The organism is Streptomyces macrolidinus (assembly GCF_023887685.1).
In the GTDB taxonomy this organism is placed as follows: Bacteria; Actinomycetota; Actinomycetes; order Streptomycetales; family Streptomycetaceae; genus Streptomyces; species Streptomyces macrolidinus.
In genome coordinates this window covers 121646-146146 of record NZ_JAMWMR010000017.1, presented here as the reverse complement: position 1 = coordinate 146146, position 24501 = coordinate 121646, and the positions used below count along the sequence as shown (strand labels likewise).

The window sequence follows — 24501 nt, the reverse complement described above, 5'->3', positions numbered from 1 at the left end:
GCTCCAGGACTTCGCGGGGGACATCGACGTGCTGTACCGGTCGTGACGCCCCCCTCGCGCCGTGGGGCCCGTACCCCCGGGCCCCCGGGCGCATTGGACCGGTTGGTGAGCGCCACACCGGAATCCCGGGACCGCGTCGTCGACGCCGCCCGAGCGCTCAGCATCGTGGTCGTCACCGTGTGGCACTGGACGCTGTCGGTCACCCATCGCACCGCTGACGGCAACCTCGTCATGCCCAACCCGATCGACGTCGTTCCCGGTGGCTGGCTGGCCACCTGGGTACTGCAGATCATGCCGGTGTTCTTCCTGGTCGGCGGCTACGCGAACATGGCCGGCTGGCAACGCACACGGGCGAACAAGGACCCCGCCGGACGGTTCGTCATCGACCGGCTCCGCCGGTTGTCGGTGCCCACCGCCGTATGGGCGGGGGTCTGGCTGGCCGGCGAACTGATCGCCGCGACCCTGCCGGGACCCCACCGCTGGATGTGGCAGTGGTTCCCGGGTTACCTGACGCCCTTGTGGTTCCTCGGCGTGTACAGCCTGTTGATCCTCGCCGTGCCGGTCACCGCCACCCTGCATGTCCGTCACGGCACCGGCACCCTGGCCGCGCTCGCCGGGTTCATCGCCGTCGGTAGCATGCTCGGCCGCGGCGTCGGTCTGGACTGGGCCGTATGGGTGACCGTCGCGTTGGTGTGGTTGTTCTGCCACCAACTCGGCTACGCCTGGCGGACCTGGCAGCTCGGCCGACGGCCACCGGCCCAGCGGCTGGCGATCACCGGGACCGGCCTGCTGGCCCTGGTCGTGCTGACGGTGTTCGCGGGCTACCCCCGCTCGATGGTCGGGGAGGTCGGTGATGTCGAGTCGAACATCTTCCCCACCAACGCGGCCATCGCGGCGCTCGCCGTCTTCCAGCTCGGACTTGTGGCACTGATCACGCCAACCGCCGCGCGTCTGCTGCGCCGTCCCGGTGTGTGGAAGCCTGTGGTGGCACTCAACGTGGTGGCGATCACCGTGTTCCTGTGGCACATGACCGCCTACCTCATCGTGTTGTGGGCCTACGAAGGCCTGGGCCATACGCTCCTGGCGGAGCCGTCCGCGCACTGGTGGGCGCAACGTTGGTTCTGGCTGCTGGCCCCCACGGCTGTCCTCATCGTGTTGATCGCGGTGTTCGCCCGAGTCGAGGCCATGGCCCGGCGACCCCGCCGAAGGGCCGATCAGGCCCGGTGAGTTGCCGGGATACAGGTCCTGCAGGTCCATCCGCTCGCTGTGTACCGACCGGCCGGGAAGTTCCCAGGAATTCTTCAGGCTTCCGCTGCCCGAGCCGTCGTACTGGCCCTGAGGCGTGGGCCTGTCGGAACGACCGCACCGCTGAGAGCGGCCCGCTAGGCGCGGAACCAAGCGGCGTGCGCCGTGCGTTGGGAGGGGAAAGGGGGTTCGATGGGCGCTGGACTGACGGTGGGCGAGCGGATCGTGCTGCTCGGGCTGGACGAGCGGGACGGTACGCCGCGGGAGCAGTTGAGGGTGGGATGCGCCGTCGCGGCGGCCCCACTGCTTCGGCTTGTGCTGTCTGGCGCAGTGGTGGAGCGCGACGGTCGGCTGATCGCGGGGCAACCGCCCGCGGCGGACGAGCCGTTGGCGTCGCTGATGATGGGCCGGATACGACAGCATCCGGAAGCGAAGCCCCAGGCCTGGCTCCTGGCCGTACGGGACCAGGCTGTGACGGCCACCTACGCCGCCCTGCTGGCGAAGGGCCTCGTGCGCCGGGAGGGTCGCAAGGTACTGGGCGCCTTCGGCTCCTACCGCTACCCGGTCACGGACCCGTCGGTCCCGGCCGCGCTGCGCGGCGAACTGGCCGCGGTGGTACTGACGGAGACGTCCCCGACACAGGAGACGGCGGAACTGATCGCGCTGCTCCACCACGCGGGCCTGCACGGCCTGGCTCTCCCGGACGCGGATCCCGCGAAGACGGCCCCGCACATGGCGGAAGTGGCGGCGGGCCTCGGACCGGTGGAGACGGTGGGCAGGGCGATATCAGCGGCCCTGGCCGCGGTGACGGTGCTCCTGGCCGCCGTGCCCGGGGTGGTGGGGTGAGGGGGCGCTGAGCGCGTGGTGCTTGTGGGGCGTCCTGATCACCGCCGTCGCGCGAACCACCGTGGACCGTTGCACAGGTCGTACCTCGTGCGGGATCTGCCCGGCGGCTGAGCGCGACGCGGTCGGCCACCGGAACCGGGCTACCCGAACAGCGGTGCCAGCGCCACCTCACCCGCCAGGATCCGCCACGCGGGGACCCGCACGGTCCGGCTCACGAGGCACGGCTTGGCCCCATGCCCTCCGGAGGGCAGCCCGGTGAGCAGGTCGCCCCGCGCGTGGGCCAGCCGAAGATGCCGCGCCGGGTCGCTTTCCGGCGGCGGACCAGGGTCGATCAACACCGCCGTGTTCTCCCCGGCTTCGGTGAACAGAAGGTCCACCGGGTGCCCGCCCACCTGTGCGGCCCGCTCCAGATCGGTGATGCCGTGACTGGTGAGGTACTGCTGGAGACGGTCGGTGAGCTCTTCGTGTATGCCGATCACGGGGTCGGCCGTTCCCACCATTGCGCCACGGCCGCAGCCGGCACCCTTCGCGTCCAACGGTGCAGAGCGTGTCGCCAGGAGGGCAGGCAGACCGCTCTGGTCCCGCCAGAAGGCGTGACTCCCGACCGTGACCAGTTGTGACTTGGCCCGAGTGACCGCCACGTTCCACAAGTTGACCTGGCTCGCGACCCAGTGCGCTGTCCGGGGCGGTGTGTTGTGCGCGGCCACCGGGCTGAGCACCATCACGTCGCGCTGTCCGCCCTGGAAGGTGTGGACCGTGCCGACCCGGACGCGGTCGTTGTCCCGCCACATCCGCGCCAGTGCCTCCTTCTGTGCCCGGAACGGCGTGACCACGCCGACCGTCGCGTCATGCGGAAGCCCTGCGAGGAGCCCTTCGACCACCTGCCGGACGGCCTCGGCCTCCGCCGCGTTCCGCCAGGACTGCCCGTCGCCGCCGCGCGCCGACCTGCCGGACGGCACGTCGACCCAGCCCAGCACAGGGGCCGGGTCGGCCGCTCCCACCGGGTCGTGCGCCGGTACCTGCCGTCGTACGTCGGTGAGCACCTGCAACTGGCCGGCGTAGCAGTGACCGTTGACGACGTCCGCGATCTGAGGGTGGCAGCGGTAGTGCTCGTCGAGGAGCAGCGCGGTGTCGCCGTGCTGTTCGGCCGCATGGTACGAGGAGTACACGTGGTAGGTGAGACGGTGATGCTCGAGTTGTGCGGAGCTCAACCCGGCCCTCACGCGCGCCTGCCGCTCCTGCTGCGGCGACACGCCGGGGATGTGCCCGAGCTGCATAGGATCTCCGATGATCAGCGCCCGGCGGGCCCGGAACAGCAGCGGCAGTACCGACGGGATGGAGCACTGGCTCGCCTCGTCGATGACCACGAGGTCGAACAGCTTCGGAGCGAGTTCCAGTCGGCCCACCGAGTGGGTGCTGACGGCCCAACCCTTGATATGTGCCATCAGGTTCTTCTGGCTGCGCCGGTAGCCCGAGTGACGGCGGAGCGACTGGAGCCGCTGACCCATGAGTCCGGCGGCCCGCGCCAGCGCCTCGGCGGACAGTGCGCGGGACAGCTCCGCCGACAGCTCGGACAGCGTCCCAGCCGTTGCCAGCCGGGACTTCTCGAGTCCTGCCTCGTCCCATTCCATGTGCCGGTCGACGAGCTGTCTCACGTCCCGCTCGACAGCCACCGTGTCGGCCAGAGACTCCAGCAGTTCCGGCGGCACGGGCCGTCCCGTCGCCCACTCGGGCCATGCCCGTCCGGCTCCCTCGGGGCCCTCGGACACCGCTGAGACCAGCGCGGTGAGCGCGCGTCCGCGGCGCCATGGCCCCAGCAGCCACCAGCGGGCCGCGGCCGACTTCCTTGCCCTGCCCACCCACTGCTCCAGAGCGGCTACGCGGTCTTCGTCCGCAGCCCAGGCGCCTTCGAGAAGAGGCAATGGCAGCTTCAGGGCCGCTGCCCGTTCCTCACGGTCGCGGAGCAGTTCCAGCAACCGCTGCTCTTCACCGACGCGGTGTGCTGCCTCCGCTCGCAGTCGGTCGGCCGTCCCTCGCGCAGTACGCAGGTCGCCGCCCACGGTGGCCGAACCTCGCCTCGGTGACCCGGCCGGTTCCCCGACCAGCCGCTCCAGCTTGGCCGCCTCCCGCTCCAGTGCGTCCTTGTTGCCCGTCCGCATCAACAGACCGGGAGCGATGTCGTCGCAGCGCTTGGCGACGACGTCCACGGCCTCGTTGTTCGTGGAAGCGACCAGCACCGACTGCCCGGCGGCGACACAGGTGGTGACGACCGCCGTGACCACTTCGCTCTTGCCTGTACCGGGCGGCCCTGTTGCCACCGTCAGAGGCCGCGTCATCGCCGATGAGATCACCCGTTCCTGGCTCTCGTTGCACGGCCCTGGAGCAACCGGTGTGACCGCGGCTGCCGTCAGCGCCTGCTGCGCCCCACCGTTCAGCAACGCGTCCAGGGCGGTGCCCGCGATCTGCTCGGTCCGCGTCGAGATCTGCAGCAGATTGTCCACCAGGGCCTGGGTGGCCGTGGCCTCTGCACCCGAAGGCACCAGCAGTACGGCCGCGTTGTGCGCACCGGGCCGCAGCGCCTGCATCACCGTCCGGTCGCTGAGCGCGGACGGGTCCAGCGGTTCGAGTTCCGGCAGCCCCAGCTCCTCCAGCAACTCCCGCACGGCGCGCAGCATCTGGGCGTCGTTGCCCTCCTGCCACGTCGGCTGCCAGCGTGCCACCAGGTCGGCCGCGTCGCCCGCGTCCAGGAGTTCCGAGACGACGCCGCTGTGCAGGGACGGCACGCCGCTGGGCCGGAGCACATCCCGGCCGTTCTCGTCCGGTGCGAGTTCCATCTGCTGGATGAGGAGCGGTGCCAGCTCCACCGCCGCACGGCGCCCCCGGCCACCGTCGCGCACGGGAAGAGTGATCGCCGGATAGCCGTACCAGTACTCCTGCCGGGTCCCCGCGTCGGTGACCGAGCCGGCCTGTCCGCCCTGTGGTCGAGGCAGCGCGCCGGGCGCGGTGATGTGCGGTCCCCGGCCGGACTGGATGGTCTCCTCGCCCTGGGACAGCAGGAAGTACTTCGTGTTCCGGCCGCTGTCCCGGTCGGGCCGCATACCGGCCGCGGCCTGCGCGGTGAAGCAGTCGGCGTAGTACCGCAGCAGCCGCTGCCGGTCGACCCCGTTCCGCTCGTCCGTCTCGGCCAGCTCCCGGGCCTTCAGCAGAGCGGGAGAGCGCCGGGCGGCCTCGGTGGCGTCGCCGGGAAGCGGCGGAATGTGTACTGGACGTGCCACCGAGCGCGCGAACGGAAGGCTTCGTGTGGCCCTGAAAGTGGACTTGGTGGGGCGCTGCTCCTCGGGCACGCCGTTGCGGGTCATCTGGGCGGTCAGGTAGTCGAAGAGCTCGTCCGGGCTGATCCAGCCGCTGCCCTTGATCCAGCCGTTGCGCAGGCCTTCGACGATTTCCCCAGTGAATCGGGAGGTGCCGAGGCTGGACCCGGGCGGCGCCATCGCCGAGGCTGCCTGGAGAGCGTCGGATGCGGTGATGAAGTACACGCCGGTCGGTCGCAGCAGGGTGCTCGGCGTGGGACGGGCCGGTTCCTCCGACGGGCCCTTCGCGGTCCAGCCTTGGACGACCGAGCCGCTGGAGCAGCAGTCCAGCAGCACCAGTTTCGAGGCCGCCCGGCAGGACTGGAGCATCCGCTCCAGGAACTCCGCCGGTACTGCTGTGCCCGGCAGGTCGTTCGGGTCGGTGTCCCGGGTCAGGAAGTAGAGCTGGCCGTCCTGCTCGCAGAACTCGCCGTGTCCACTGAAGTACAGCAGAGCGGTCTCGCTGGGCTGCCGCTCCTCCAGGAACGTCTCGATGGCGTGCAGCATCTCCGTGCGGGTCGGTTCGGGGGCCAGCTCGCACTCGTTGTACATGCCGATCTCGGTGTTCTGCAGTACCGCCCGCATGTAATGCAGGTCGGCACGCACGGCCGGGAGATCGTGGTAGGCGTCGTTGTCGTACGTGGAGACACCGACGAGCAGGGCGTACCGATCGTTCTCGGTCATCGCAGCTCAGCCCGCCGTCGTGTCGTCGCCGTGGCCGTCGCCGTCGCCGTCGCCCGAGAGGAACTGCTCGATCAGCGTGTCGTCCTCGTGGGCCTCCTTGCCGGTGATGTGCAGGGTGGCCCCGTCGGGTCGCTTGACCAGGATGGTGCGCTGCGGCACCCGCGCCAGCCACACCTGCACCAGCGCGGCGACGAACGAGCCTGCGCTGAGCAGCAGCCCGACGGTCTCGGCGGACGGACCACCCTTGTCCAGGGCTCCCCTCGGGGGGCTCGGTTCGGGGAGATCCAGTGTGGCTGCTGGATCCATCTCGCTGAGCGCGGCGAGGAGTTCGCGTGCCTCCCGGCGGGCGCGCAGCGGATCGTCGTCGACGATGGAGATCCGATATCCGATGTGGTTGTCGGGCATGGCGGTCTTGCATTCCCCCTCGGTTCGTCGGCTCTTTGCCGGACGAACGAGGTTAGTGCCCGGGACTGACACCGAAGGCCCGTAAGGCCTGTGCCGTCCAGGCCGTTGGCGTGAAACCGCCCCTTGGTGAACGCGATTTACCTCATGTCGAGTGAATGGCTCCGCGGCCGGAGCCGTTGACTGCTCACGGAGCTGTTGTCGTTCGGCATGCGGCGCCCGCCCAAAGAGCCCGTCCGGCCCGTTACGCGCCGCTCCCGGTACTACAGTTACGCGTGTGCGGCACATCACATCGTGTCGCGTGTCAAGTAGCTGGGTGGGGTGGGGCCGTGCCCAGGTGCGTTGGTTGGGGGCAGTGTGCGCGAAATGATCAAGGGCTCGAATGTGACTCTGGCAGCCCTGAGTGAGAACACCGGTTCGGTGATCGTCAGTTTGGGCTGGGGGAGTCCGACAGGCGAAGGCGACGCCGACGTATCCGTCCTGTTGCTGGACGAGAACGGCAAGGTTCGCAGCGATACAGACTTCTACTTCTACAACAACCTGGTTGCCGCCGACGGAAGTGTGCAGCTTCTCGGCAAGACGCCGACGGCGGATGGAAGCGAAGACCGGATCAGCTTCGATCTGACCGTGGTCCCGCCCGAGGTCGACCGGATCGTCGTGGCCGCCAGTCGGTACGGCGGAGCGCGTTTCGGGGAACTCGAGGGCGTCCGGCTGACGTTGGCGGACGGAGCCGGTGAGAACCTCCTCCGTTTCACCGTCGAAGATGCCGACTCGGTGAGTGCGATCATCTTCGGCGAGCTCTATCGGCGCGGTGAAGACTGGAAGTTCCGCGCCATCGGCCAGGGCTACGACGCAGGTCTCGCCGGTCTGGCGACGGACTTCGGCGTCGACATCGATGACGACGCGGCGGCAGAAGCCCAGGACAGTGTCGCGGATGATGAACAGGCGGACAGGGCTGTCGCAGGTGCGGCCGACGAACCTGCTCCGCAAGAGACGCCGGTAGCCGTTCCGGCTCCTCGCCGACCCGACGAAGACGCTGGGCCGAAGAAGCCTTCCGCGAGACTTCGTACCGCCAAGAAGAAGGTCACCCTGCCCAAGGTGGCCAAGAAGACCCTGGCGGAGAACGACTCATGGAGAGGAGCACGCCTGTTCCCGGTGTCCGCTCTCAAGAGTGACCGGGATCGTGAAATGCGTGCCACGTCATTACTGCTGTCGGTCATGGCGCAGGTGCCGGAATTCGGCAGGAGACTCACTGCCGCGTTCGGATCCCCGGCTGGTCGCATGGAGAGCTTTACCGAGGTCACCTTGCCGCACGGCGACACACCGCGACGACCCGACGGAGTGATCCGTGTCGAGCGGGCGGGAAAGCTGTGGACGGCGTTGGTCGAGGCGAAGACCAACGGCAATGCTCTCAAGGCCGATCAGGTGCAGGCGTACATGGATATTGCCGCGCGCCGTGGCTACGAGGCCGTGATCACGCTGTCGAACGACGTCGCCTTGGAGGGCAGCCCTCTCGTCGACGTCAAGATCGACGGACGGCGCAAACACAAGGTGGCTCTTCGGCACCTCTCATGGGCGGAAGTCGCCCATCAGGCGCAGATGTTGATTCGACACGAAGGTGTCGGCAACGCGGCACACGCCTGGCTCCTCCAGGAGTTGCTGCACTACTTGCAGCACGAGAACTCCGGCTGCCACGGCTTCCAGAACATGGGCCCCGCCTGGGTACCCGTACGCAAGGGAATCGATGACGAAACCCTGTGCCAGGGAGACCCGCGTGCGCTGGAGGTCGTCGAGAGCTGGGAGCGACTCGTCCGGCAGGTGTGCCTCGGACTGGGTGGCGAACTGGGGCAGAAGGTACTTCCTGTTCAGCGTGCCAAGCGTGGAATGGAACCCGAAGAACGCCGGAGGTATCTCGCCGATCAGCTCTGCTACCACGGAAAGCTGCAGGCGGAGGTGCGTATCGAGGGCATGCCCGGTGTCATGGCGATCAGCGCGGATCTCCGTACGAGCAAGCTGCGCACCTCGATCGAGGTACCGGCACCCGGGCAGGGCTACCCCTTGTCCTTGGTGAAGCGTCTCATCCGGCACTTGTCCGAGGCACCGGCGGACCTTCACATCGAAACCCTCGTAGAAGGGGAGACGGGCGGGCCGCGGGGCACGCTGGAACGGCTTCGGCCCGAGCCGGCGGACCTGCTTCCGAAGGGCAGTGGCACCCGTATCACCGGTTTCCGTCTCTCCTTGTCGAAAGGCATGGGGAGCAGCCGCGGCAACGCGGAGTCCGGCTTCATCCGCAGCGTTGACGACGCGGTGCGCCGATTCCACGCCACTGTGGTGGTTCATCTGGATCGAGCGACCCCTCGCCGCGCGCTGTCCAAGGAGGCGCCGGTGGTGACGGGCTGATACCCGGCGATCGCTCGGCCATCGGACCGCACAAGGCTGCCACGGCCTGTGACTCATGCCGTGGCAAGGCGTCAGCCCACGTCGTGAGGTTCGTCCTCGTCAGGGACGCACAGCATCCGGTGGTCCGGGAGTACCAGGTCGCTGAGCAGGGGGTCGATGGCTCGTACGCGGACGGCCACCGAACCGGTGGGTGTCGGGGTCAGGCGCCAGCGGTAGTGCGCCGGGACGTTCTTGGCGGGTTGCTCGCGGGTCGCCAGGCTCACCCAGCGGTCGTAGTTGGTCGGGTACACATGGACCTCGGCGCCGCAGTCGGGGCACGTTGGTGGCTCGATCCATGACACGTCGTCGGGGTCCGGGTCGGGTAACGGCGCGCTTGTGGCGCCTTCCTCCTCGGCGATGTCGTTGGCCAGCCCGTGCCAGCAGGAGTCGCAGAGTTCGGCCAGGAGACCGATCCGACCGCGTCCGCGTACGGCGGGATCGTAGGTACCGCAGAGCTGGCATGAAGCCCATCCCGTGCCCCGAGTCGCCCCCATACGTCGAGTGTGGGTGGATACGCGCAACCTCGACAGGGCGCGAATCGGCCTCATTCGGTGGCTTGATGACTTCTTGGACGTCCGCAGTGTGGCGTTGGACGTCCGTTGCGTGGCGCGTGGTCGCGGTCGGCCAAGGCGACCGGCGTGTACGCGGACCCGCTGCTGGCGACGGGGCTCCGCCATTGCGTGGCGCTCCATGCGTGACAGCGTCGGCGGTCAGGTCTCCGTCGTGTCGTCTGCCTGCTCGCCCGGGTTCTCCGCCTGCTCGCCCAGGTTCTCCGCCAGTCGGAACAGCGCGGGCAGCGCCTTGGTGATGGCTGTTCGGGAGGGGGCGTCGAGTGCGGCGAGGGCCGTGTCGATGCGGCGTTCGTGGGCCGTCGTCCAGGCGGTGAGCTGTTCGCGGCCGGCGTCCGTGAGGGTCACGACGGAGGCGCGGCGGTCGGTGGGGTCGACCTCGCGTGCGACCAGTCCGCCGGTGATCATCTGGGCGATCAGGCCGCTGACCGTGCTCGGGGCCAGGCGGCGGCGGGTGGCCAGGTCGGTGATCCGTACGGGAGAATGCTCGCCGAGTACCTGGAGCAACTCGACCTGGGCCATGGGGAGGGTCTCCCACGGATAGTCGGTGCGGATCGAGGAGCGCAGGGCGCGGCGCAGCCGGGTGACGGCCTCGGTGAGCAGACGCGCCTCGGGCTCCTGGGGGCGGCGTGGCTGCGCTGACATGGGGCAAGGGTAGCCGGGTCGTACGCGAGTACGGTCCGTTGGTCACGGGACCGGGGCTTCCGGGCCCGTGCGCGGGCTCAGCCACACCGACGCCACGGCGAGGGCCGCCGCGGCCACCAGGGCGGTGGCGGCCCAGCGGGCCCCCGCCTCGGTCCCGGTGCCGCCCGACAGATGCAGGGCAAACGTCACCAGGGCCACGCCGAGCGCGGTGCCCAGCCCGCGGGCCATGTTGACGAGGCCGCCGCCCGTGCCGGAGGTGCGGGCCGGGATCGCCCCCATGATCATGGCGTTGTTGGCCGGGGTGAACGTCCCGAGGCCCAGCCCGGTCAGCGCCAGTACCGGCACCAGCGGGCCGGTCGTCAGCGGGACGACCAGCAGCGCGGCCACCGCCAGGGTGAAGACGCACGCCCCGGCCAGACAGCGGCGCCGGTCCGGGAGGGTGCGTGGCAGCAGTCGGTCACCGGCGGTCGCGGCCAGCGCGAACCCGGCGGGCAGGGCGGTGAGCGTGAGCCCGGCGGTCAGGTCGGAGGAGCCGCGCGCGGTGAGGACGACCGGTACCAGGACCAGCGGTCCGAACAGCACGAGATAGCCGCTGAGCGCCCCCACCAGACCGAACGCCACGGTGCGCACCCGCAGCAGGGCCAGGTCCAGCAAGGGCGCGCTCGTCCGCCGCTGCCGACGGACGAATCCCCAGCCGGCCATGGCCGCCGCCGCGCACAGGACGGCCACGCCCCAGCCGGGCACCGGCAGTCCGGACGCGGCGGAGAGAGCCATCAGGGCGCTGGTGGTCGCGAACGCCAGCAGCGCGAAGCCCGGCCGGTCGAAGCGGGCGACACGGGTACGGGCCCGGGTGCGGGGGAGGAGGTAGTGCCCGCCGACCAGCGCGACGATGCCGACGGGGACGTTCACCCAGAACACCCACCGCCAGCCCAGCGTCGACACCAGCGCCCCGCCCACCGTCGGCCCCAGCGCCAGCCCCAGTGCCTGCGCCGCCGCCTGAACGCCGAGCGCGCTGCGCATCCGGGCCCGCGGGGCGCTGGTGGTCACCAGCGCCACGCTGTTGGCCTGCATCAGGGCCGCACCGGCCGCCTGCACCACACGGAACGCGGTGAGCGCGAGCAGTGTGGGGGCGAAGCCGCAGGCCGCGGAGGCCACGGTGAAGACGGCGAACCCGTACAGGTACAGCAGCTTGCGGCCGTGCGCGTCCGCCAGCCGTCCGGCGGGCACCAGCAGCGCGACCAGGGTCAGCAGATAGGCCAGGGAGACCCATTCGACCGCCGCCAGCGAGGTGCGGAACTCGGCGCGCAGGCTGCCGTAGGTCAGCGTGACGATGCTGGCGTCGAGCTGGCCCATGAACGCGCCGAAGCACACCGTGCCCACGGCCAGCCACCAGGCGTGCGGCCATGACCGTACCCCCTCGGGCCGGGGCCGCTCCGCCACGAGCAGGGCGGGCCAGCGCCTTCCGGGGGGACGAGGGCTCTTGCCGGTGGCCATGCCTTCCAGGTTATATCGGACACCGAAGTATTCTGCGGCGGCGCCTACGGCTTGGTCCGCGCGGCCACGATGGTGCCGTCCCGCCTGATCTTCGGCAGATCCCGCTGCGGTGTGGGCAGCAGGGCCTTCGTACGGTCGATGGTGCCGTCCTCGGCGACGCCGTACAGCGCGTTGTAGATGGCGCGGACCGCCGGACCGGAGCCGCCGGAGCCCGTGCCGCCCTGGGAGATCGTCATGACGATCGCGTAGTCCTTGGTGTACGTGGCGAACCATGAGGTGGTCTGCTTGCCGTAGACCTCGGCGGTACCGGTCTTGGCGTGCAGCGGGATCTCGTCCTGCGGCCAGCCGCCGAACCGCCAGGCCGCGGACCCCTGGGTGACGACGCCCGCGAGGGCCTGGTCGATCTGGTCCCGGGTCTGCTTCGTCATGGGCAGCTTGCCGTGCGTTTGGGGCGCGATCTCGGTGACCTTCTTGCCGTCGGGGCTGACGATCGCCTTGCCGACGGTGGGGACATGGAGGGTGCCGCCGTTGGATATCGCCGCGTAGATCGAGGTCATCTGGACGGGGGTCACGAGGGTGTCGCCCTGGCCGATGGAGTAGTTGACCGAGTCACCGGCGCGCATCAGATTGCCCTGGCGACAGTTCTCGTAGGCGATCTGCTCCGCGTAACTGCCGTCCTGCTTGCCGGACTTGCACCAGGCGTCCTTGTTGGCCTCCCAGTACTCCCGCTTCCAGCGGCGGTCGGGGACGCGCCCGGCGGCCTCGCCCGGCAGGTCGATGCCGGTGGCCTTGCCGAGGCCGAACTGGTGGGCCGTCTTGTAGAACCAGTCGTGGGCGCCCTTCTTCGCCGTGAGGCCGCCGTCCTTTTTCCACTCCTCGTGGGCGATGCGGTAGTAGACCGTGTCGCAGGAGACTTCGAGGGCGCGGCCCAGCGAGATCGGCCCGTAGCCCTTGGACTCGAAGTTCGTGAAGACCTGGTTGCCGATCGAGTACGACTCGCTGCACTCGTAGGGGCCCCCGAACGGGTAGCCCGCGTTGACCGCCGCCGTGGTCGGGATGACCTTGAAGATCGAGCCGGGGGCGGCCAGACCCTGCGTGGCGCGGTTGAGCAGCGGGTTGTTGGCGTCCTCGCCGGTGAGCTTCTTGTAGTCGGCGGCGGAGATACCGCCGACCCAGGCGTTCGGGTCGTAGGTCGGGTTGGAGGCCATGGCGACGATACGGCCGGTCTTGGCCTCCATGACGACGACGGCACCGGAGTCCGCCTTGTAGTTCTGGTGCGTGTTGTGGTCCCACTGGGTGCGGGCGACCTTCATCGCCTTGTCCAACTCGGCCTCGGCGATCCGCTGGACGCGGGAGTCGATGCTGGTGATCAGGGTGGAGCCGGGGCGGGCGGCGTCGCTCACCGCCGTGCCGGTGACCCGGCCGAGGTTGTCCACCGTGTAGCGGGTGATGCCGGCCTTGCCCCGCAACTCCTTGTCGTACTGGCGCTCGAGGCCGGAGCGGCCGACCTGGTCGGAGCGCAGATACGGGGAGTCGGTGTCCTTGGCCTGCTGGATCTCGTCGTCGGTGACCGGCGAGAGATACCCGAGCACCTGCGCCGTGTTGGCGCCGGCCGGGCTCGCGTAACGGCGCGTGGCCTCCGGTTCGGCGGTGATTCCGGGGAAGTCCTCGGCGCGCTCGCGTATTTGGAGGGCCTGGCGCGGCGTGAGCTGATCGCTGATGGGGATCGGCTGGTACGGAGAACCGTTCCAGCAGGGCTGCGGCGTCTTGGCGTCGCACAGCCTGACCTTCTCCATGACGTCCTTCGGCTCCATGCCGAGCACGCCTGCCAGCTTGGTGAGGACCGCCTTGCCGTCGTCCTTCATCTTCAACAGCTCGGTCCGGGAGGCGGAGACCACGAGCCGGGTCTCGTTGTCGGCGAGCGGGACGCCGCGCGCGTCCAGGATCTCGCCGCGCACGGCGGGCTGGACGACCTGCTGGACGTGGTTGCCGGACGCCTTCTGGGCGTACTCCTCGCCCTCCCGGATCTGGAGGTACCACAACCGGCCACCGAGCGTGGCGAGAAGGGTGAGGACGAGGAACTGCAGGATGACGAGCCGGATTTGGACGCGCGGGGTCCGACCCGTCTCCGGAATATTGGTCACGCCGCCGTTTCCCTGCTGTGCCGATATCGGACAGCCCTCGACCCGCCGACCGCGCCCGCTTCGTCGTCGTTGTCACGATGTGAGGGAGACCGGATCGGACCGGAAGGGGGCGGGCGCGCACGCGAGTTCATCCCCGGCAGGGGGTGAAGGCATCTGTGGGACGCAGTTTAGGTGACCCGAATTCCACCCGGCCAACCGCACTGCCCCCTCGCGACCGAAGGAAGGACGAGTTCGCGAGCGTCGTCGAAGATCTCCTGCCGGGCCAGTCGTGCGGCCACCGGTTGCTCGACCGCGTCACCCCTGCCGTTGGTCGCCCTTACCGCTTCTCCGGCCCAACGCTCGTTACCCGAACGGCGTCACGCCGCGCGCCTTGTACGCGCGGCGTTGATGCGCGTACAACCAGCCGGTGTCGGCGTCCCGCCGCCTGTGAGCTTGCGAGTACGGCGACCTACCAACACCTCGTGGCGCGAGGCTGGTTGCGCCGTCTGTACGCCTTGCGGTGTCGGGCGGGTGCTCGGCGCAGGTCGAGCGATCGGCCCGTCCGCGGCCATGGCAGGCGCGTGCGCCCTCCTGCGCCCCGACCGACGCCCGCGTTAGCTTTGTCCGTGTTGTGCGGGCTCCTTCGCCGGGTCCCATCATCGACGCTACGGCTTGCAGGGTGCGGTCCCCTATGGTCTGTGGGGGGTGAGGGGTGGTCATGGCCTACAGCTCGAACGTCACACGCGCGAGCGTCCGTCGGCTCGCGGTGCCCTCGGTCGCCGGTGAGTCGTGGCGCGACTCCGGGCCACCGCTCATCGCCTTCGTGGCGGTCGCCTTCACCCTGGCCCAACTCGCCCTCGTACGGCCGGGCATGGGGCTCGGCTGGGACGAGACGGTCTACGTCAGCCAGGTCAGCGGCCATGCGCCGGCCGCGTACTTCAGCGCGCCGCGCGCCCGGGGTGTGTCCCTGCTGGTCGCCCCGATCGCCTCCTGGTCCTCGTCCACCGCCCTGCTCCGGGTCTGGCTGGCCGTACTGTCGGGAGCCGCGCTGTACTTCGCCCTGCGGGTGTGGCGCGGCCTGTTCCCGGGCCGGGTCCTCGCGCTCGGCGGCGCGTTCTTCGCGAGCCTGTGGGTGACCGTGTTCTACGGCCCGCAGGCCATGCCCAACTACTGGGTCGCCATCGGTGCGTTGGCCGCGACCGGCTGCTTCCTGCGCGCCCAGGCGGACAGCACCGACCGGGCCGCACTGTGGGGACTCGCCGCGAACGCCGCGCTGATGGCGTGGATGCGGCCCACCGACGCGGTGTGGACGACCCTGCCTCTGTTGGCCCTGCTGGTTCTCGTCCGCAGGTGGCGCCGCCTGCTCCTGCTCCTCGCGCTGCTGGGTGGGCTGGCCGCCGGGGCGCTGGAGTGGATCGTCGAGGCGTACGTCGCCTACGGGGGCCTCGCGCAGCGCCTGTCCGACGGGTCCCGGGCCCAGGGCGGCCTGGGCTGGCACCTCGCCGTGCTCGACCAGATGCGCAGCCTCGGCGGGCGCGCCCTGTGCCGCCCCTGCACCGGCGCCATGCCGCACCCGCTGGTGACCGCGTGGTGGTTCGTCCTGCCCCTGCTCGCCGCCCTCGCCGCGGTCGTGGCGGTCGGCCGGACCGGACGCACCTCGCGCACCCTGGTGCCCCTGGCCTGCGCGGCGACCGCGGCGATCCCCTACCTCTTCCTGATCGGGTACGCCGCGCCCCGCTTCCTGCTCCCCGCCTACGCCCTGCTCGCGATCCCGGTCGCCGACGCCCTCCGGCACCTGGTCACCGCGCCGGACGGCAGTCGGCGGCCGATCGTCTCGGTCCTGGTGGCGCTCGGGATCGTCGTGCATCTGGGGGTGCAACTCACGGTCCTGCACGGCATGGTGGAGCGCACCACCGCCGCCCACCGCACCTGGTCCCGTATCGCCGTCGATCTCCACCGGCTCGGCCTGCGGTCACCTTGTCTGCTGACCGGCCAGGAGGCCATCCCGATCGCCTTCTACACCGGTTGCTCGTCCGCCGCGACCAGCGGCAACAACACCAACAGCACGGCCGCCGAGATCGCGGACACGGCACGGCGCGTGCCCACCGCGCATCTGGGTACGACCACGGGGCGTCCGCCGTCGTACACGCGCGGCTGGACCGCGTACACCGTGGAGGGCGTTCGGGTTCTCGTGTCCCCCAAGGCCGGGGAGCGTGAGGAGCACGGCGTGGCTTCTGTGACCGGAGGGGGTGGGCGCGGATGACTTCCGAGGCGGGCATCGGGGCGCGTGTCGAGACGGATATCGGGGCGCGTGTCGCGTCGCGTATCGAGACGGATATCGGGGCGCGCGTCGCGTCGCGTATCGAGATCGGGACGGGTGTCGAGACGGCACCCGTCACCTGCGGGTCGCCCCCCGCCACAGCCTCGCGCCGCCGGGTCCCCTGGCAGGTCATCGGCGCTGTCGTCGTGCTCGTGGGCGGCGCGTTCGTCGCCTGGCAGCACTGGCCCGTGATCGTGACCAGTGCCCACCGGCTCGCGGACGCCGACCGGGGCTGGCTGCTGCTGGGGGCGACGGCCACGGTGGCGACCTGGGTGTGCGCGGCGCTCGCGCAGCAGGGCGCGGTGGCCGAACCGCTGCCCGGCGGACGGCTGCTGGCGGTGCAGTTCGCCGCGTCCGCCGCCAACCACACGCTGCCCCAGGGCATCGGCGCGGGCGCCGTCAACCTGCGCTTCCTGACCCGCAACGGACTGTCCATGGCCCGCGCGGCGACAGCGCTCGCGGTCAAGGCAGCCGCCGGGGCCGTGACGCGCGGCGCGCTGATCGCGGGGCTCGCGCTCACCGGCCCCGGTCTGCTGAGCGTTCCGCATGTCTCCCCGGTGGCCGTGGCGGCGGTACTGCTGGCGGCCGTGGCGCTCGCGGTCGTGCCCGGACCGCTGCGGCGCGCCTGGCGGACCATGCTGGCGGACGTACGGGCCGTGCACCGGCTGCCCGGCCGGGCAGCCGCGCTGTGGGGCGGCTCCCTGGCCTTCGCCTCGCTGCACGCGCTGGTGGTGGTCGCTGTCACCCGGTCCCTGGGCCTGCCGCTGCCGGTCTTCCGGGTCGCGCTCGCCTATCTGGTGGCGAGCAGCGCGGCGGTGCTGTTGCCCACCCCCGGTGGCATCGGCTCCCTGGACGCCGCGCTCGCCCTCGCGTTGACACTCGCCGGAGCACCCGGCGGCGCGGCGGCCTCCGTGGTGCTCGGCTACCGCCTGCTGACGGTGTGGCTGCCGCTGATCCCCGGCCTCGTCGTGCTCGGCGTACTCGTACGTCGCAAGGTGTTGTAGGTACCCCGACTGCCGTGTGCCGCAGGCTGCTTCGCGGAAGAGACGCGGAAGAGACGTGGTCCGTCAGGCCGGATACGCGTGCGTCTGCGCCGCCTTGACGGCAGCCCAGACCAACGCGCCCGGATGCAGGCCCAGTTCGGCCGCCGCGATCGTCGTCAGGTCGGCGGCCAGGGGCAGTTCACCGGTCAGGTCCACGCGGATCTGGTCCCCATGGGTCTCGAGACCCGAGACCTCGCACCGCCACAGGTTGCGTGCGCTGGAGCCGCTCGGCCGGTCCAGGTGCAGGGTCACGGCGCCCGGCGGGAACGCCACGAAGGCGGGCCCGGACAACTCCTCCGTGGTCGTGATCGCCGCACCCGTGTCGAGCCGTACGGTGTGACCGTCGGCCCGTCCCCGGTAGAGGTTCAGGCCGACCAACTGCGCGATGTAGTCGGTACGGGGGCGGCGCGCGATGTCGGCCGGGGAGCCCTCCTGCACCACCTGGCCCCGCTCGATCACGACCAGCCGGTCGGCGAGCACCATGGCGTCCAGCGGGTCGTGCGTGACGAGGACGGCGACCGCCTCGAACTCGGCCAGATGACGCCGCAGTTGAGACCGTACGTCGAGGCGGGTACGGGCGTCGAGCGCGGCGAGCGGCTCGTCCAGCAGCAGGAGCCGGGGACGGATGGCCAGGGCGCGGGCGAGGGCGACGCGCTGGGCCTGGCCGCCGGAGAGCCCGGCGGGCCGGGCGCTCGCGTGGTCGGCGAGACCCAGGCGGGCGAGCAACTCGGCGGCCTGCGCGCGCGACTCGACCTTGGCCGCGCCCCGGCAGCGCGGCCCGAAGGCCACGTTGTCCAGCGCGGACAGATGCGGGAAGAGCAGGTAGTCCTGGAAGACCACGCCGACCGGGCGGTGTTCTGGCGGTACACCGTCCAACTCGGCGCCGTCCAGCCGCAGATGGCCACCGGAGAGCGGGGCGAGACCGGCGAGCGCGCGCAAGGCGGTGGTCTTGCCCGCGCCGTTCGGACCGAGCACGGCGACCACGTCACCCGGCGCGGCGGTCAGAGCCACGTCCAGATGGAAGGAGCCGCGGTCCACGACGAGCCGGGCGTCGAGACCCCGGTCCCGCGCTTCCTCGGTGACGCGTTCGGCCTCGGCGCCATGGCTGCCGCTCGTAGGGGAGGCGTGGGAGCGGGCGGCGGTCATGAGGCCGTGATCCAGCGGTCGCGCAGCCCGGCGAGGACGGCGATCGAGACGGCCAGCAGCACCAGGCTCAGGGCGATCGCCGCGGCCGGGTCGTTCTGCAGGGCCAGATACACGGCCAGCGGCATCGTCTGCGTACGGCCGGGGAAGTTGCCCGCGAAGGTGATCGTCGCCCCGAACTCGCCGAGCGCCCGCGCCCACGCGAGCACGGCACCCGCCGCGATGCCCGGCGCGATCAGTGGCAGCGTGATCCGGCGGAACGCGGTGAAGCGGGACGCACCGAGCGTCGCGGCGGCCTCCTCGTAGCGCGGATCGGCGGCCCGCAGCGTGCCCTCGACACTGATCACCAGGAACGGCATCGCCACGAACGCCTCGGCCAGCACCACCCCGGCCGTGGTGAACGGCAGCGTGATCCCGAACCACGCGTCCAGCCACCGCCCCACGACCCCGTTGCGCCCGAGCGCCAGCAGCAGGGCCACACCACCCACCACGGGCGGCAGGACGAGCGGCAGGGTGACCAGGGCCCGTACGAGGCCCCGGCCCGGGAAGTCCGTACGGGCCAGCAGCCAGGCCAGGGGCACGCCCAGCACCATGCTCACCGCGGTGGCGGCGGTCGCGCTCACCAGGGACAGCCGGAGCGCCTGCCATACCTCCGTGCTGGCCAACTGGGTCGGCAGACTGTGCCAGGGGGTGCGGACGAGCAGGGCGATCAGCGGCAGCAGCAGGAAGGCCAGACCGACCAGAGCGGGCAGCAGCAACGGCAACGGGGCCCCGGAGCGCCGGACACGCCCGCGCCGCGGCCCGCCCACGAGGGCGTCCTCGGCGGGGGCCGAGGCGTGGGTGGTGGTGCCGGTGCTGCCGCTGACCGTCGGGTCGTGTCGGGTCATGGCTTGAGGAACCCGGCCCCGGTCAGGACCTTCTGGCCTTCCTCGGAGCGTACGAGCGTGATGAAGGCCTTCGCCGCCGTCGTGTTCTGCGCGTTCTTGAGCAGGGCGATCGGGTAGTCGTTGACGGCCTTGGCCGACTCGGGGAACTCCACGCCCGCCACCTTGCTGCCCGCCGCCCGTACATCGGTCCGGTAGACCACCGCGGCGTCGGCCTCCTTCAACTCCACCTTCGTCAGCGCGCTCTTGACGTCGTGCTCGTACGACACCGGGGTCAGCTTCAGACCCGCGGCGTCCAGCGCCTTCTGCGCGGCGGCACCACAGGGCACCGTCCTGTCGCACAGGACGACCTTCAGGCCGGACGCGGTGAGGTCCTTGAGGGAGGAGACCTTGTCGGGGTTGCCGGGCAGGGTGGCGATCTCCAGTTGGTTGCGGACGAAGGTGACGGGGGCTCCGGCCGTGCCCTGCTTGTCCGTCACGAGCGCCATGGTCGCGGGGCTGGCCGCGGCGAAGACGTCCGCCGGGGCGCCGCTGGTGATACCGGCGGCGAGGCTGTCACTGCCACCGAAGTTGAAGGACACCTTCGTGCCCGGGTGTTCCTTCTCGAACTCCTTGCCGAGGGTGGTGAAGCTCTCCTTGAGGGAGGCCGCGGCGAAGACGGTGACCGTGCCGGTCGGCTTCTTCGACGCCGAGGCGTCGGACGAGGAGGAACAGGCACTCAGGGCCAGCAGCGCGGCGGCCCCCGTACCGGCCAGCCGCAGGAAGCGGCGGGTCCGGTGGGCCCGACGGGTCTGACGGGCCTCGGGGGTCCGGCACATGGAACGGATCTTCACGGATCCACTCCTTCCTCTTCGGTCTCTCGTCCGGGAGGGATCACCGACCCCTCCGATGCGTGGAGCACACCGATCATACTGACGCAGATGCCAGCCGGAAGCCCTCAGTCGCATCGCAGGAGCTGGCTGGTGCGGGGGATGGGGCACGCATATGCGTTCGCCACCCCGCATCCACCCCGCACCGCCTCGTACGACCCGCCCCGTACGCGGCTCAGGTATGCGGCTCAGGCCCGGTCGATGTGCACGTTCGTCGACTTCACGCGGGCGGTGGCCTCCACCCCGACCTCCAGGCCGAGTTCCTCCACGGCCTCCCGGGTCAGCAGGGAGACCAGGCGGTGCGGCCCCGCCTGGATCTCCACCTGGGCGGCCACATCGCCGAGCTTCACGGCGGTGACGATGCCAGGGAACGCGTTGCGGACGGAGGTGGACGAGGGGGCGTCCTCCTCGCCCGCGCCGCCGCGGGCCAACTCCACCGAGAACGCGGCCAGATCCCGGCCGTCGATGACCCTGCGCCCGCTCTCGTCGCGTCGGGTCGCCATCCGGCCCGCGTCCGCCCATCGTCGCGCGGTGTCCGGGCTCACGCCCAGCAGGCGGGCGGCCTGGCCGATTGTGTAGGACTGCATGGGCGCCAACGATAGGCGCCCGCGCCGCGCCGCCCGAAACGCGTCCAGGTGGGTTCCTCCCACACCGGATCTGTGCGAAACCGGCATATCGGGCCATTGTGCGTGACAGGATCCGGGCCCATGGGACGCCCATATTCGTCCCGGTTCCCCCTTTGCCCCCCCCTGCACGAGTACGGAGTCAGCCACCCATGTTTCCGATGCGTACCCCTCTGCGCCGCGTCGGCGCCGTGTCCGCCCTCGTCGCCGCCTGCCTCCTCGCCGCGTCGGGTGCGGCCGTCGCCCATGTCACCGTTCAGCCCGAGAACTACGCCAAGGGCGCCACCGATGGTGTGCTGACCTTCCGGGTGCCGAACGAGGAGGACGGCGCCGCTACCACCAAGGTGCAGGTCTTCCTGCCCACCGACCATCCGCTCCTCGGGGTGATGGTCAGGCCGCAGGACGGCTGGACCGCGAAGGTGACCACCAGCAAGCTCAAGAAGCCGGTCAAGACGGAGGACGGTACGCTCACCGAGGCGGTCTCCGAGATCACCTGGACCGGTGGACGCATCCGGCAGGGCCAGTACCAGGACTTCGATGTCGCCTTCGGTCAACTCCCTTCCAACACCGATCAGTTGACCTTCAAGGCGCTCCAGACCTACTCAAGTGGCAAGGTGGTCCGCTGGATCGAGGCGGCCCCGAAGAGCGGGGCGGAGCCGGAGAACCCCGCGCCGGTCCTGAAGCTCACGGCCAAGGGCGCGGCGAGCGACGGCAGTTCGGCCACCTCACCCCTCACATCGGCGCAGAAGTCGAGCGTTGCCCCGGCGAAGGCCGCCGCCACCAGTGACTCCATGGCTCGTGGCCTGGGCGTCGCGGGCCTGGCCGTCGGCACGCTGGGTCTGGGCGCCGCGGCCTTCGCGCTCGCCCGTGCCCGCCGCGCGCGCGGCTCCGTATCCGAGTGATCCGCCCGGTGGGGTGGTCGCGTGTGCGCTGCGCCACCCCACTCGTACCGCCTCCCGGTCCGCCTGATCCAATGGTCGGTGCGCCTGACGAACGCGCTCAAACGGCGCTCATCACCCCCAGAAGTATCGCGGTCCGTGTCGCAGTTGGGCCGAACAGGTGACCATGCGTAAGAATTGGGCGGTGCAGACATTGAGTGCGAGCCAGCGCGGGGAGGGCCGGTGAACAGTCACGATGTCACCGACGAACAGTGGGAAGGGCTCGCTCAGGTCGTTCCGTTGCGCGGCCGGGATGCCTGGCCGTCAGCGGTCAACCACCGATCGATCCCCGAGGCGGAGACGGAGGCGCGGCGTCGCTTCGTGGTCCTGCGGGTCAACGTGTTCGCGGACGCCCGCGAAGTCGCCGAGACGTTGATGGCCGGGGTGCCCGTGCTGCTCGACCTCACGGGCGCGGAGACCGAGGTCGCCAAGCGGGTGCTGGACTTCAGTACCGGTGTGGTCTTCGGCCTGGGCAGCGGGATGCACCGGGTCGACCGCAACGTGTTCCTGCTGACGCCTCCGGGGACCGAGGTACGGGGACTGATGGAGGGCGCGGGGGTACCCGGCGTCTGAGGTCTTCCCACTGACGTTCATCGCGGAGCCGAGCGGTGCGGGCACGTCATGGACGCTCCAGGCGTACGTGGTGCTCGCGCCGCTCGGCGACGGTACGGTCCGCGCGCCGCTCGGCCGAGGTGAGGGACGGCAGGGGCGGACGGCGTGCCGGTGGTACACCTGAGCCCGTGACAGAGGAATCGGGACAGCGGCGGAACGACCTGGATGTGGCGCGGTTGCAGCGGCGGCTCGCGGACTTCGCCGCGGCACGCGACTGGCAGAAGTACCACACCCCCAAGAACCTGGTGGCCGCGCTCAGCGTCGAGGCGTCCGAACTGGTCGAGATCTTCCAGTGGTTGACACCGGAGCAGTCGACGCGCGTGATGGACGATCCCGACACCGCCCACCGGGTGACCGACGAGGTCGCGGACGTGCTCGCGTACCTGCTCCAACTGTGCGAAGTGCTCGGCATCGACGCGCTGGCGGCGCTGGACGCGAAGATCGACCGCAACGAGGAGAGGTTCCCGAAGCCGGGACCGAAGTGATCCGGAAGCGAGCGTCGTCACTCTCCGGAGTTGTGATGTTGATGAACTCGCCCAAGTTATCCACAGATTTCGGACCAGCTCTGGCTTTTCGCCGCGTCTGCCTTCACTCTGGGTAGTGAACGACGGAGTTCAGGAAGACGTGCGGGAGCGCGTCGGGACGGAGCGGGGGCAGCGCATGGACGCGGTGCGGCTCATCACGGCGAGCAGGGATGCCCTGGCGGGGAGCGGCGACGAAACGAAGATCATGGCAGAGGCGTGGCAGGCGTATGCGCTGGCCCAGGCGATAGGCAGCCGCCTGGCGGTGTCGGGCCCGCCCCAACTGCGCGGTGAGGCCCTGGGGTTGACGGAGCTGGCGGGCAGGGGATGCGGCGTCCTGGACACGCCCTGCGTCGACGTGGCGGATCTGCGCGCCGCCCAACTGACGGACCTGGGCGATGCCCACAAGGCTCTGCTCGACCTCGGCGCACTCCTGGTGGAGCTGGGCATGGCCCTGGTGGCCGTCGCGAGCGCGGCGGACGACGAGAGTACGTACTGGCAGTGCATGGAGGCGATAGACGCGGCGGACGAGTCGAGGGACCGGGTCAGGGAGATGCTGCGCAGACTGGCGGCGAAGGAGGGAGAGACGAGGGAGCGATACAGGACGGCGGGCTGAGTACGCGGCTATGGATCGGCGCGCGGCTACGGATCGGTGCGCGGCTATGGATCGGCGCTCTCCGAATCGGCCCTGTCCGAATCGGCCGACCGGTGGATCTTGCTTTGGCGAGCGGAGGGACCGAGGGGCCCGACAGGCACCGATGCGGCTGATGAGTGGCCGGACGTGCAGGATAGAAGCATGGATTTCCGTATCTTCACCGAGCCCCAGCAGGGGGCGACCTACGACACTCTCCTCACTGTCGCCAAGGCCACCGAGGACCTCGGGTTCAATGCCTTCTTCCGGTCCGATCATTATCTGAAGATGGGTGACGTGGACGGCCTCCCCGGCCCCACCGACGCCTGGATCACCCTCGCCGGTCTCGCCCGTGAGACCAAGCGCATCCGCCTCGGCACGCTGATGACCGCCGCCACCTTCCGGCTGCCCGGTGTCCTCGCCATCCAGGTGGCGCAGGTCGACCAGATGTCCGGTGGCCGCATCGAACTGGGCCTGGGCGCGGGCTGGTTCGAGGAAGAGCACACGGCGTACGGCATCCCGTTCCCGAAGGAGAAGTTCCCGCGCCTGGAGGAGCAGCTCGCGATCGTCACGGGGCTGTGGGCGACGGAGGTCGGCAAGACCTTCAGCTTCCACGGCAAGCACTACGACCTCACCGACTCGCCCGCGTTGCCCAAGCCCGCCCAGTCCAGGGTCCCGGTGCTCATCGGCGGCTTCGGCGCGACCCGCACGCCGCGGCTGGCCGCGCAGTACGCCAGCGAGTTCAACATGCCGTTCGCCTCGATCGAGGACAGCGAGCGCCAGTTCGGCCGGGTCCGTGCCGCCGCGCAGGAGGCCGGACGTTCCGCGGACGCGCTGACGTACTCGAACGCGCTGGTGGCCTGCGTCGGCCGAGACGACCAGGAGGTGGCGCGCCGCGCCGCCGTGATCGGCCGCGAGGTGGACGAGTTGAAGGCCAACGGCCTGGCGGGCTCCCCGGCCGAGGTGGTCGACAAGATCGGCCGGTATGCGGAAGCCGGTTGCCAGCGCGTCTACTTCCAGATCCTCGACCTCGACGACCTGGACCACCTGGAGCTGATCTCCTCGCAGGTGCAGTCGCAGTTCTGAGGTCAGCGGCTGCGCGCGGCGGTAAAACGAAGGC

Annotated in this window: 20 protein-coding genes; 10 read left to right on the top strand and 10 right to left on the bottom strand. The window is 70.5% G+C overall.

The features are described from left to right. Positions 1–105: 105 nt before the first annotated feature. Together NGF19_RS19580 and NGF19_RS19575 are read left to right on the top strand one after the other, a co-directional pair. Positions 106–1227 carry an acyltransferase family protein gene (locus tag NGF19_RS19580; RefSeq protein WP_252426300.1) on the top strand — a complete coding sequence of 374 codons (1122 nt, stop codon included), beginning with the start codon at positions 106–108 and terminating at the stop codon, positions 1225–1227. A gap of 210 nt (positions 1228–1437) precedes the next feature. Beyond that, positions 1438–2091, top strand: a complete 654-nt coding sequence (locus NGF19_RS19575; protein WP_252426299.1) for a GOLPH3/VPS74 family protein — start codon at positions 1438–1440, stop codon at positions 2089–2091. A gap of 140 nt (positions 2092–2231) precedes the next feature. Here NGF19_RS19575 and NGF19_RS19570 read toward each other — a convergent pair whose 3' ends face one another. Both NGF19_RS19570 and NGF19_RS19565 read right to left on the bottom strand, forming a co-directional pair. Continuing rightward, on the bottom strand, positions 2232–6125 hold the full coding sequence (locus NGF19_RS19570; RefSeq protein WP_252426298.1) for a caspase, EACC1-associated type: 3894 nt from the start codon (positions 6123–6125) through the stop codon (positions 2232–2234). Positions 6126–6131: 6 nt separating this feature from the next. Then, the gene (locus tag NGF19_RS19565; protein WP_252426297.1) at positions 6132–6530 is read right to left on the bottom strand and encodes an effector-associated constant component EACC1; all 399 of its coding nucleotides are present in this window, start codon (positions 6528–6530) and stop codon (positions 6132–6134) included. Between the two features lie 363 nt (positions 6531–6893). Between NGF19_RS19565 and NGF19_RS19560 the strand changes: the two genes are divergently transcribed. Then, entirely contained in the window at positions 6894–8927 is a 2034-nt protein-coding gene (locus tag NGF19_RS19560; protein ID WP_252426296.1) for a TerD family protein, read from the top strand. Positions 8928–8998: 71 nt separating this feature from the next. On the opposite strand, the gene NGF19_RS19555 is transcribed toward NGF19_RS19560, so the two are convergent. The 4 genes from NGF19_RS19555 to mrdA form a co-directional block, all read right to left on the bottom strand. Further along, on the bottom strand, positions 8999–9460 hold the full coding sequence (locus NGF19_RS19555; protein WP_252426295.1) for a DUF6083 domain-containing protein: 462 nt from the start codon (positions 9458–9460) through the stop codon (positions 8999–9001). 216 nt (positions 9461–9676) lie between these two features. After that, the gene (locus tag NGF19_RS19550; RefSeq protein WP_252426294.1) at positions 9677–10180 is read right to left on the bottom strand and encodes a MarR family winged helix-turn-helix transcriptional regulator; all 504 of its coding nucleotides are present in this window, start codon (positions 10178–10180) and stop codon (positions 9677–9679) included. Positions 10181–10222: 42 nt separating this feature from the next. Further along, positions 10223–11674 (bottom strand): MFS transporter, encoded by a 1452-nt coding sequence (locus NGF19_RS19545; protein WP_252426293.1) that lies wholly within the window; start codon positions 11672–11674, stop codon positions 10223–10225. 44 nt (positions 11675–11718) lie between these two features. Continuing rightward, positions 11719–13818, bottom strand: a complete 2100-nt coding sequence (mrdA, locus tag NGF19_RS19540) for a penicillin-binding protein 2 (protein WP_252426292.1) — start codon at positions 13816–13818, stop codon at positions 11719–11721. 697 nt (positions 13819–14515) lie between these two features. On the opposite strand from mrdA, the gene NGF19_RS19535 reads away from it, so the two are divergent. Beyond that, positions 14516–16060: a hypothetical protein gene (locus tag NGF19_RS19535; protein WP_252426291.1), complete on the top strand. Its 1545-nt coding sequence runs from the start codon at positions 14516–14518 to the stop codon at positions 16058–16060. Beyond that, positions 16057–17121, top strand: a complete 1065-nt coding sequence (locus NGF19_RS19530) for a lysylphosphatidylglycerol synthase transmembrane domain-containing protein (RefSeq protein WP_252426290.1) — start codon at positions 16057–16059, stop codon at positions 17119–17121. Before NGF19_RS19535 ends, NGF19_RS19530 begins: the two co-directional genes overlap by 4 nt. Positions 17122–17184: 63 nt before the next feature. Here the strand turns inward: NGF19_RS19530 and NGF19_RS19525 are convergent, their stop codons facing one another. The 4 genes from NGF19_RS19525 to NGF19_RS19510 all read right to left on the bottom strand — a co-directional run bounded on the left by NGF19_RS19525 (position 17185) and on the right by NGF19_RS19510 (position 20643). Next, positions 17185–18306 carry an ABC transporter ATP-binding protein gene (locus tag NGF19_RS19525; protein WP_252426289.1) on the bottom strand — a complete coding sequence of 374 codons (1122 nt, stop codon included), beginning with the start codon at positions 18304–18306 and terminating at the stop codon, positions 17185–17187. Continuing rightward, positions 18303–19190, bottom strand: a complete 888-nt coding sequence (gene modB, locus NGF19_RS19520; RefSeq protein WP_252426288.1) for a molybdate ABC transporter permease subunit — start codon at positions 19188–19190, stop codon at positions 18303–18305. The genes NGF19_RS19525 and modB overlap by 4 nt, the downstream gene beginning before the upstream one ends. Next, the gene (modA, locus tag NGF19_RS19515) at positions 19187–20005 is read right to left on the bottom strand and encodes a molybdate ABC transporter substrate-binding protein (protein ID WP_252426314.1); all 819 of its coding nucleotides are present in this window, start codon (positions 20003–20005) and stop codon (positions 19187–19189) included. Before modA ends, modB begins: the two co-directional genes overlap by 4 nt. A 239-nt stretch (positions 20006–20244) precedes the next feature. Further along, positions 20245–20643 carry a TOBE domain-containing protein gene (locus NGF19_RS19510; protein ID WP_252426287.1) on the bottom strand — a complete coding sequence of 133 codons (399 nt, stop codon included), beginning with the start codon at positions 20641–20643 and terminating at the stop codon, positions 20245–20247. A 188-nt stretch (positions 20644–20831) separates the two neighbouring features. Between NGF19_RS19510 and NGF19_RS19505 the strand changes: the two genes are divergently transcribed. The 5 genes from NGF19_RS19505 to NGF19_RS19485 all read left to right on the top strand — a co-directional run bounded on the left by NGF19_RS19505 (position 20832) and on the right by NGF19_RS19485 (position 24467). Further along, positions 20832–21581: a YcnI family copper-binding membrane protein gene (locus tag NGF19_RS19505; protein ID WP_252426286.1), complete on the top strand. Its 750-nt coding sequence runs from the start codon at positions 20832–20834 to the stop codon at positions 21579–21581. Positions 21582–21800: 219 nt separating this feature from the next. Beyond that, positions 21801–22190, top strand: coding sequence for a cell division protein SepF (locus NGF19_RS19500; RefSeq protein ID WP_252426285.1), 390 nt, complete (start codon positions 21801–21803; stop codon positions 22188–22190). A 167-nt stretch (positions 22191–22357) separates the two neighbouring features. Further along, positions 22358–22714 carry a nucleotide pyrophosphohydrolase gene (locus NGF19_RS19495; RefSeq protein ID WP_252426284.1) on the top strand — a complete coding sequence of 119 codons (357 nt, stop codon included), beginning with the start codon at positions 22358–22360 and terminating at the stop codon, positions 22712–22714. 175 nt (positions 22715–22889) lie between these two features. After that, complete coding sequence (locus tag NGF19_RS19490) at positions 22890–23366, top strand: DUF6099 family protein (RefSeq protein WP_252426312.1); 477 nt, start codon at positions 22890–22892, stop codon at positions 23364–23366. Positions 23367–23546: 180 nt separating this feature from the next. Then, positions 23547–24467: an LLM class F420-dependent oxidoreductase gene (locus tag NGF19_RS19485; protein ID WP_252426283.1), complete on the top strand. Its 921-nt coding sequence runs from the start codon at positions 23547–23549 to the stop codon at positions 24465–24467. The last annotated feature ends 34 nt before the right edge of the window (positions 24468–24501 follow it).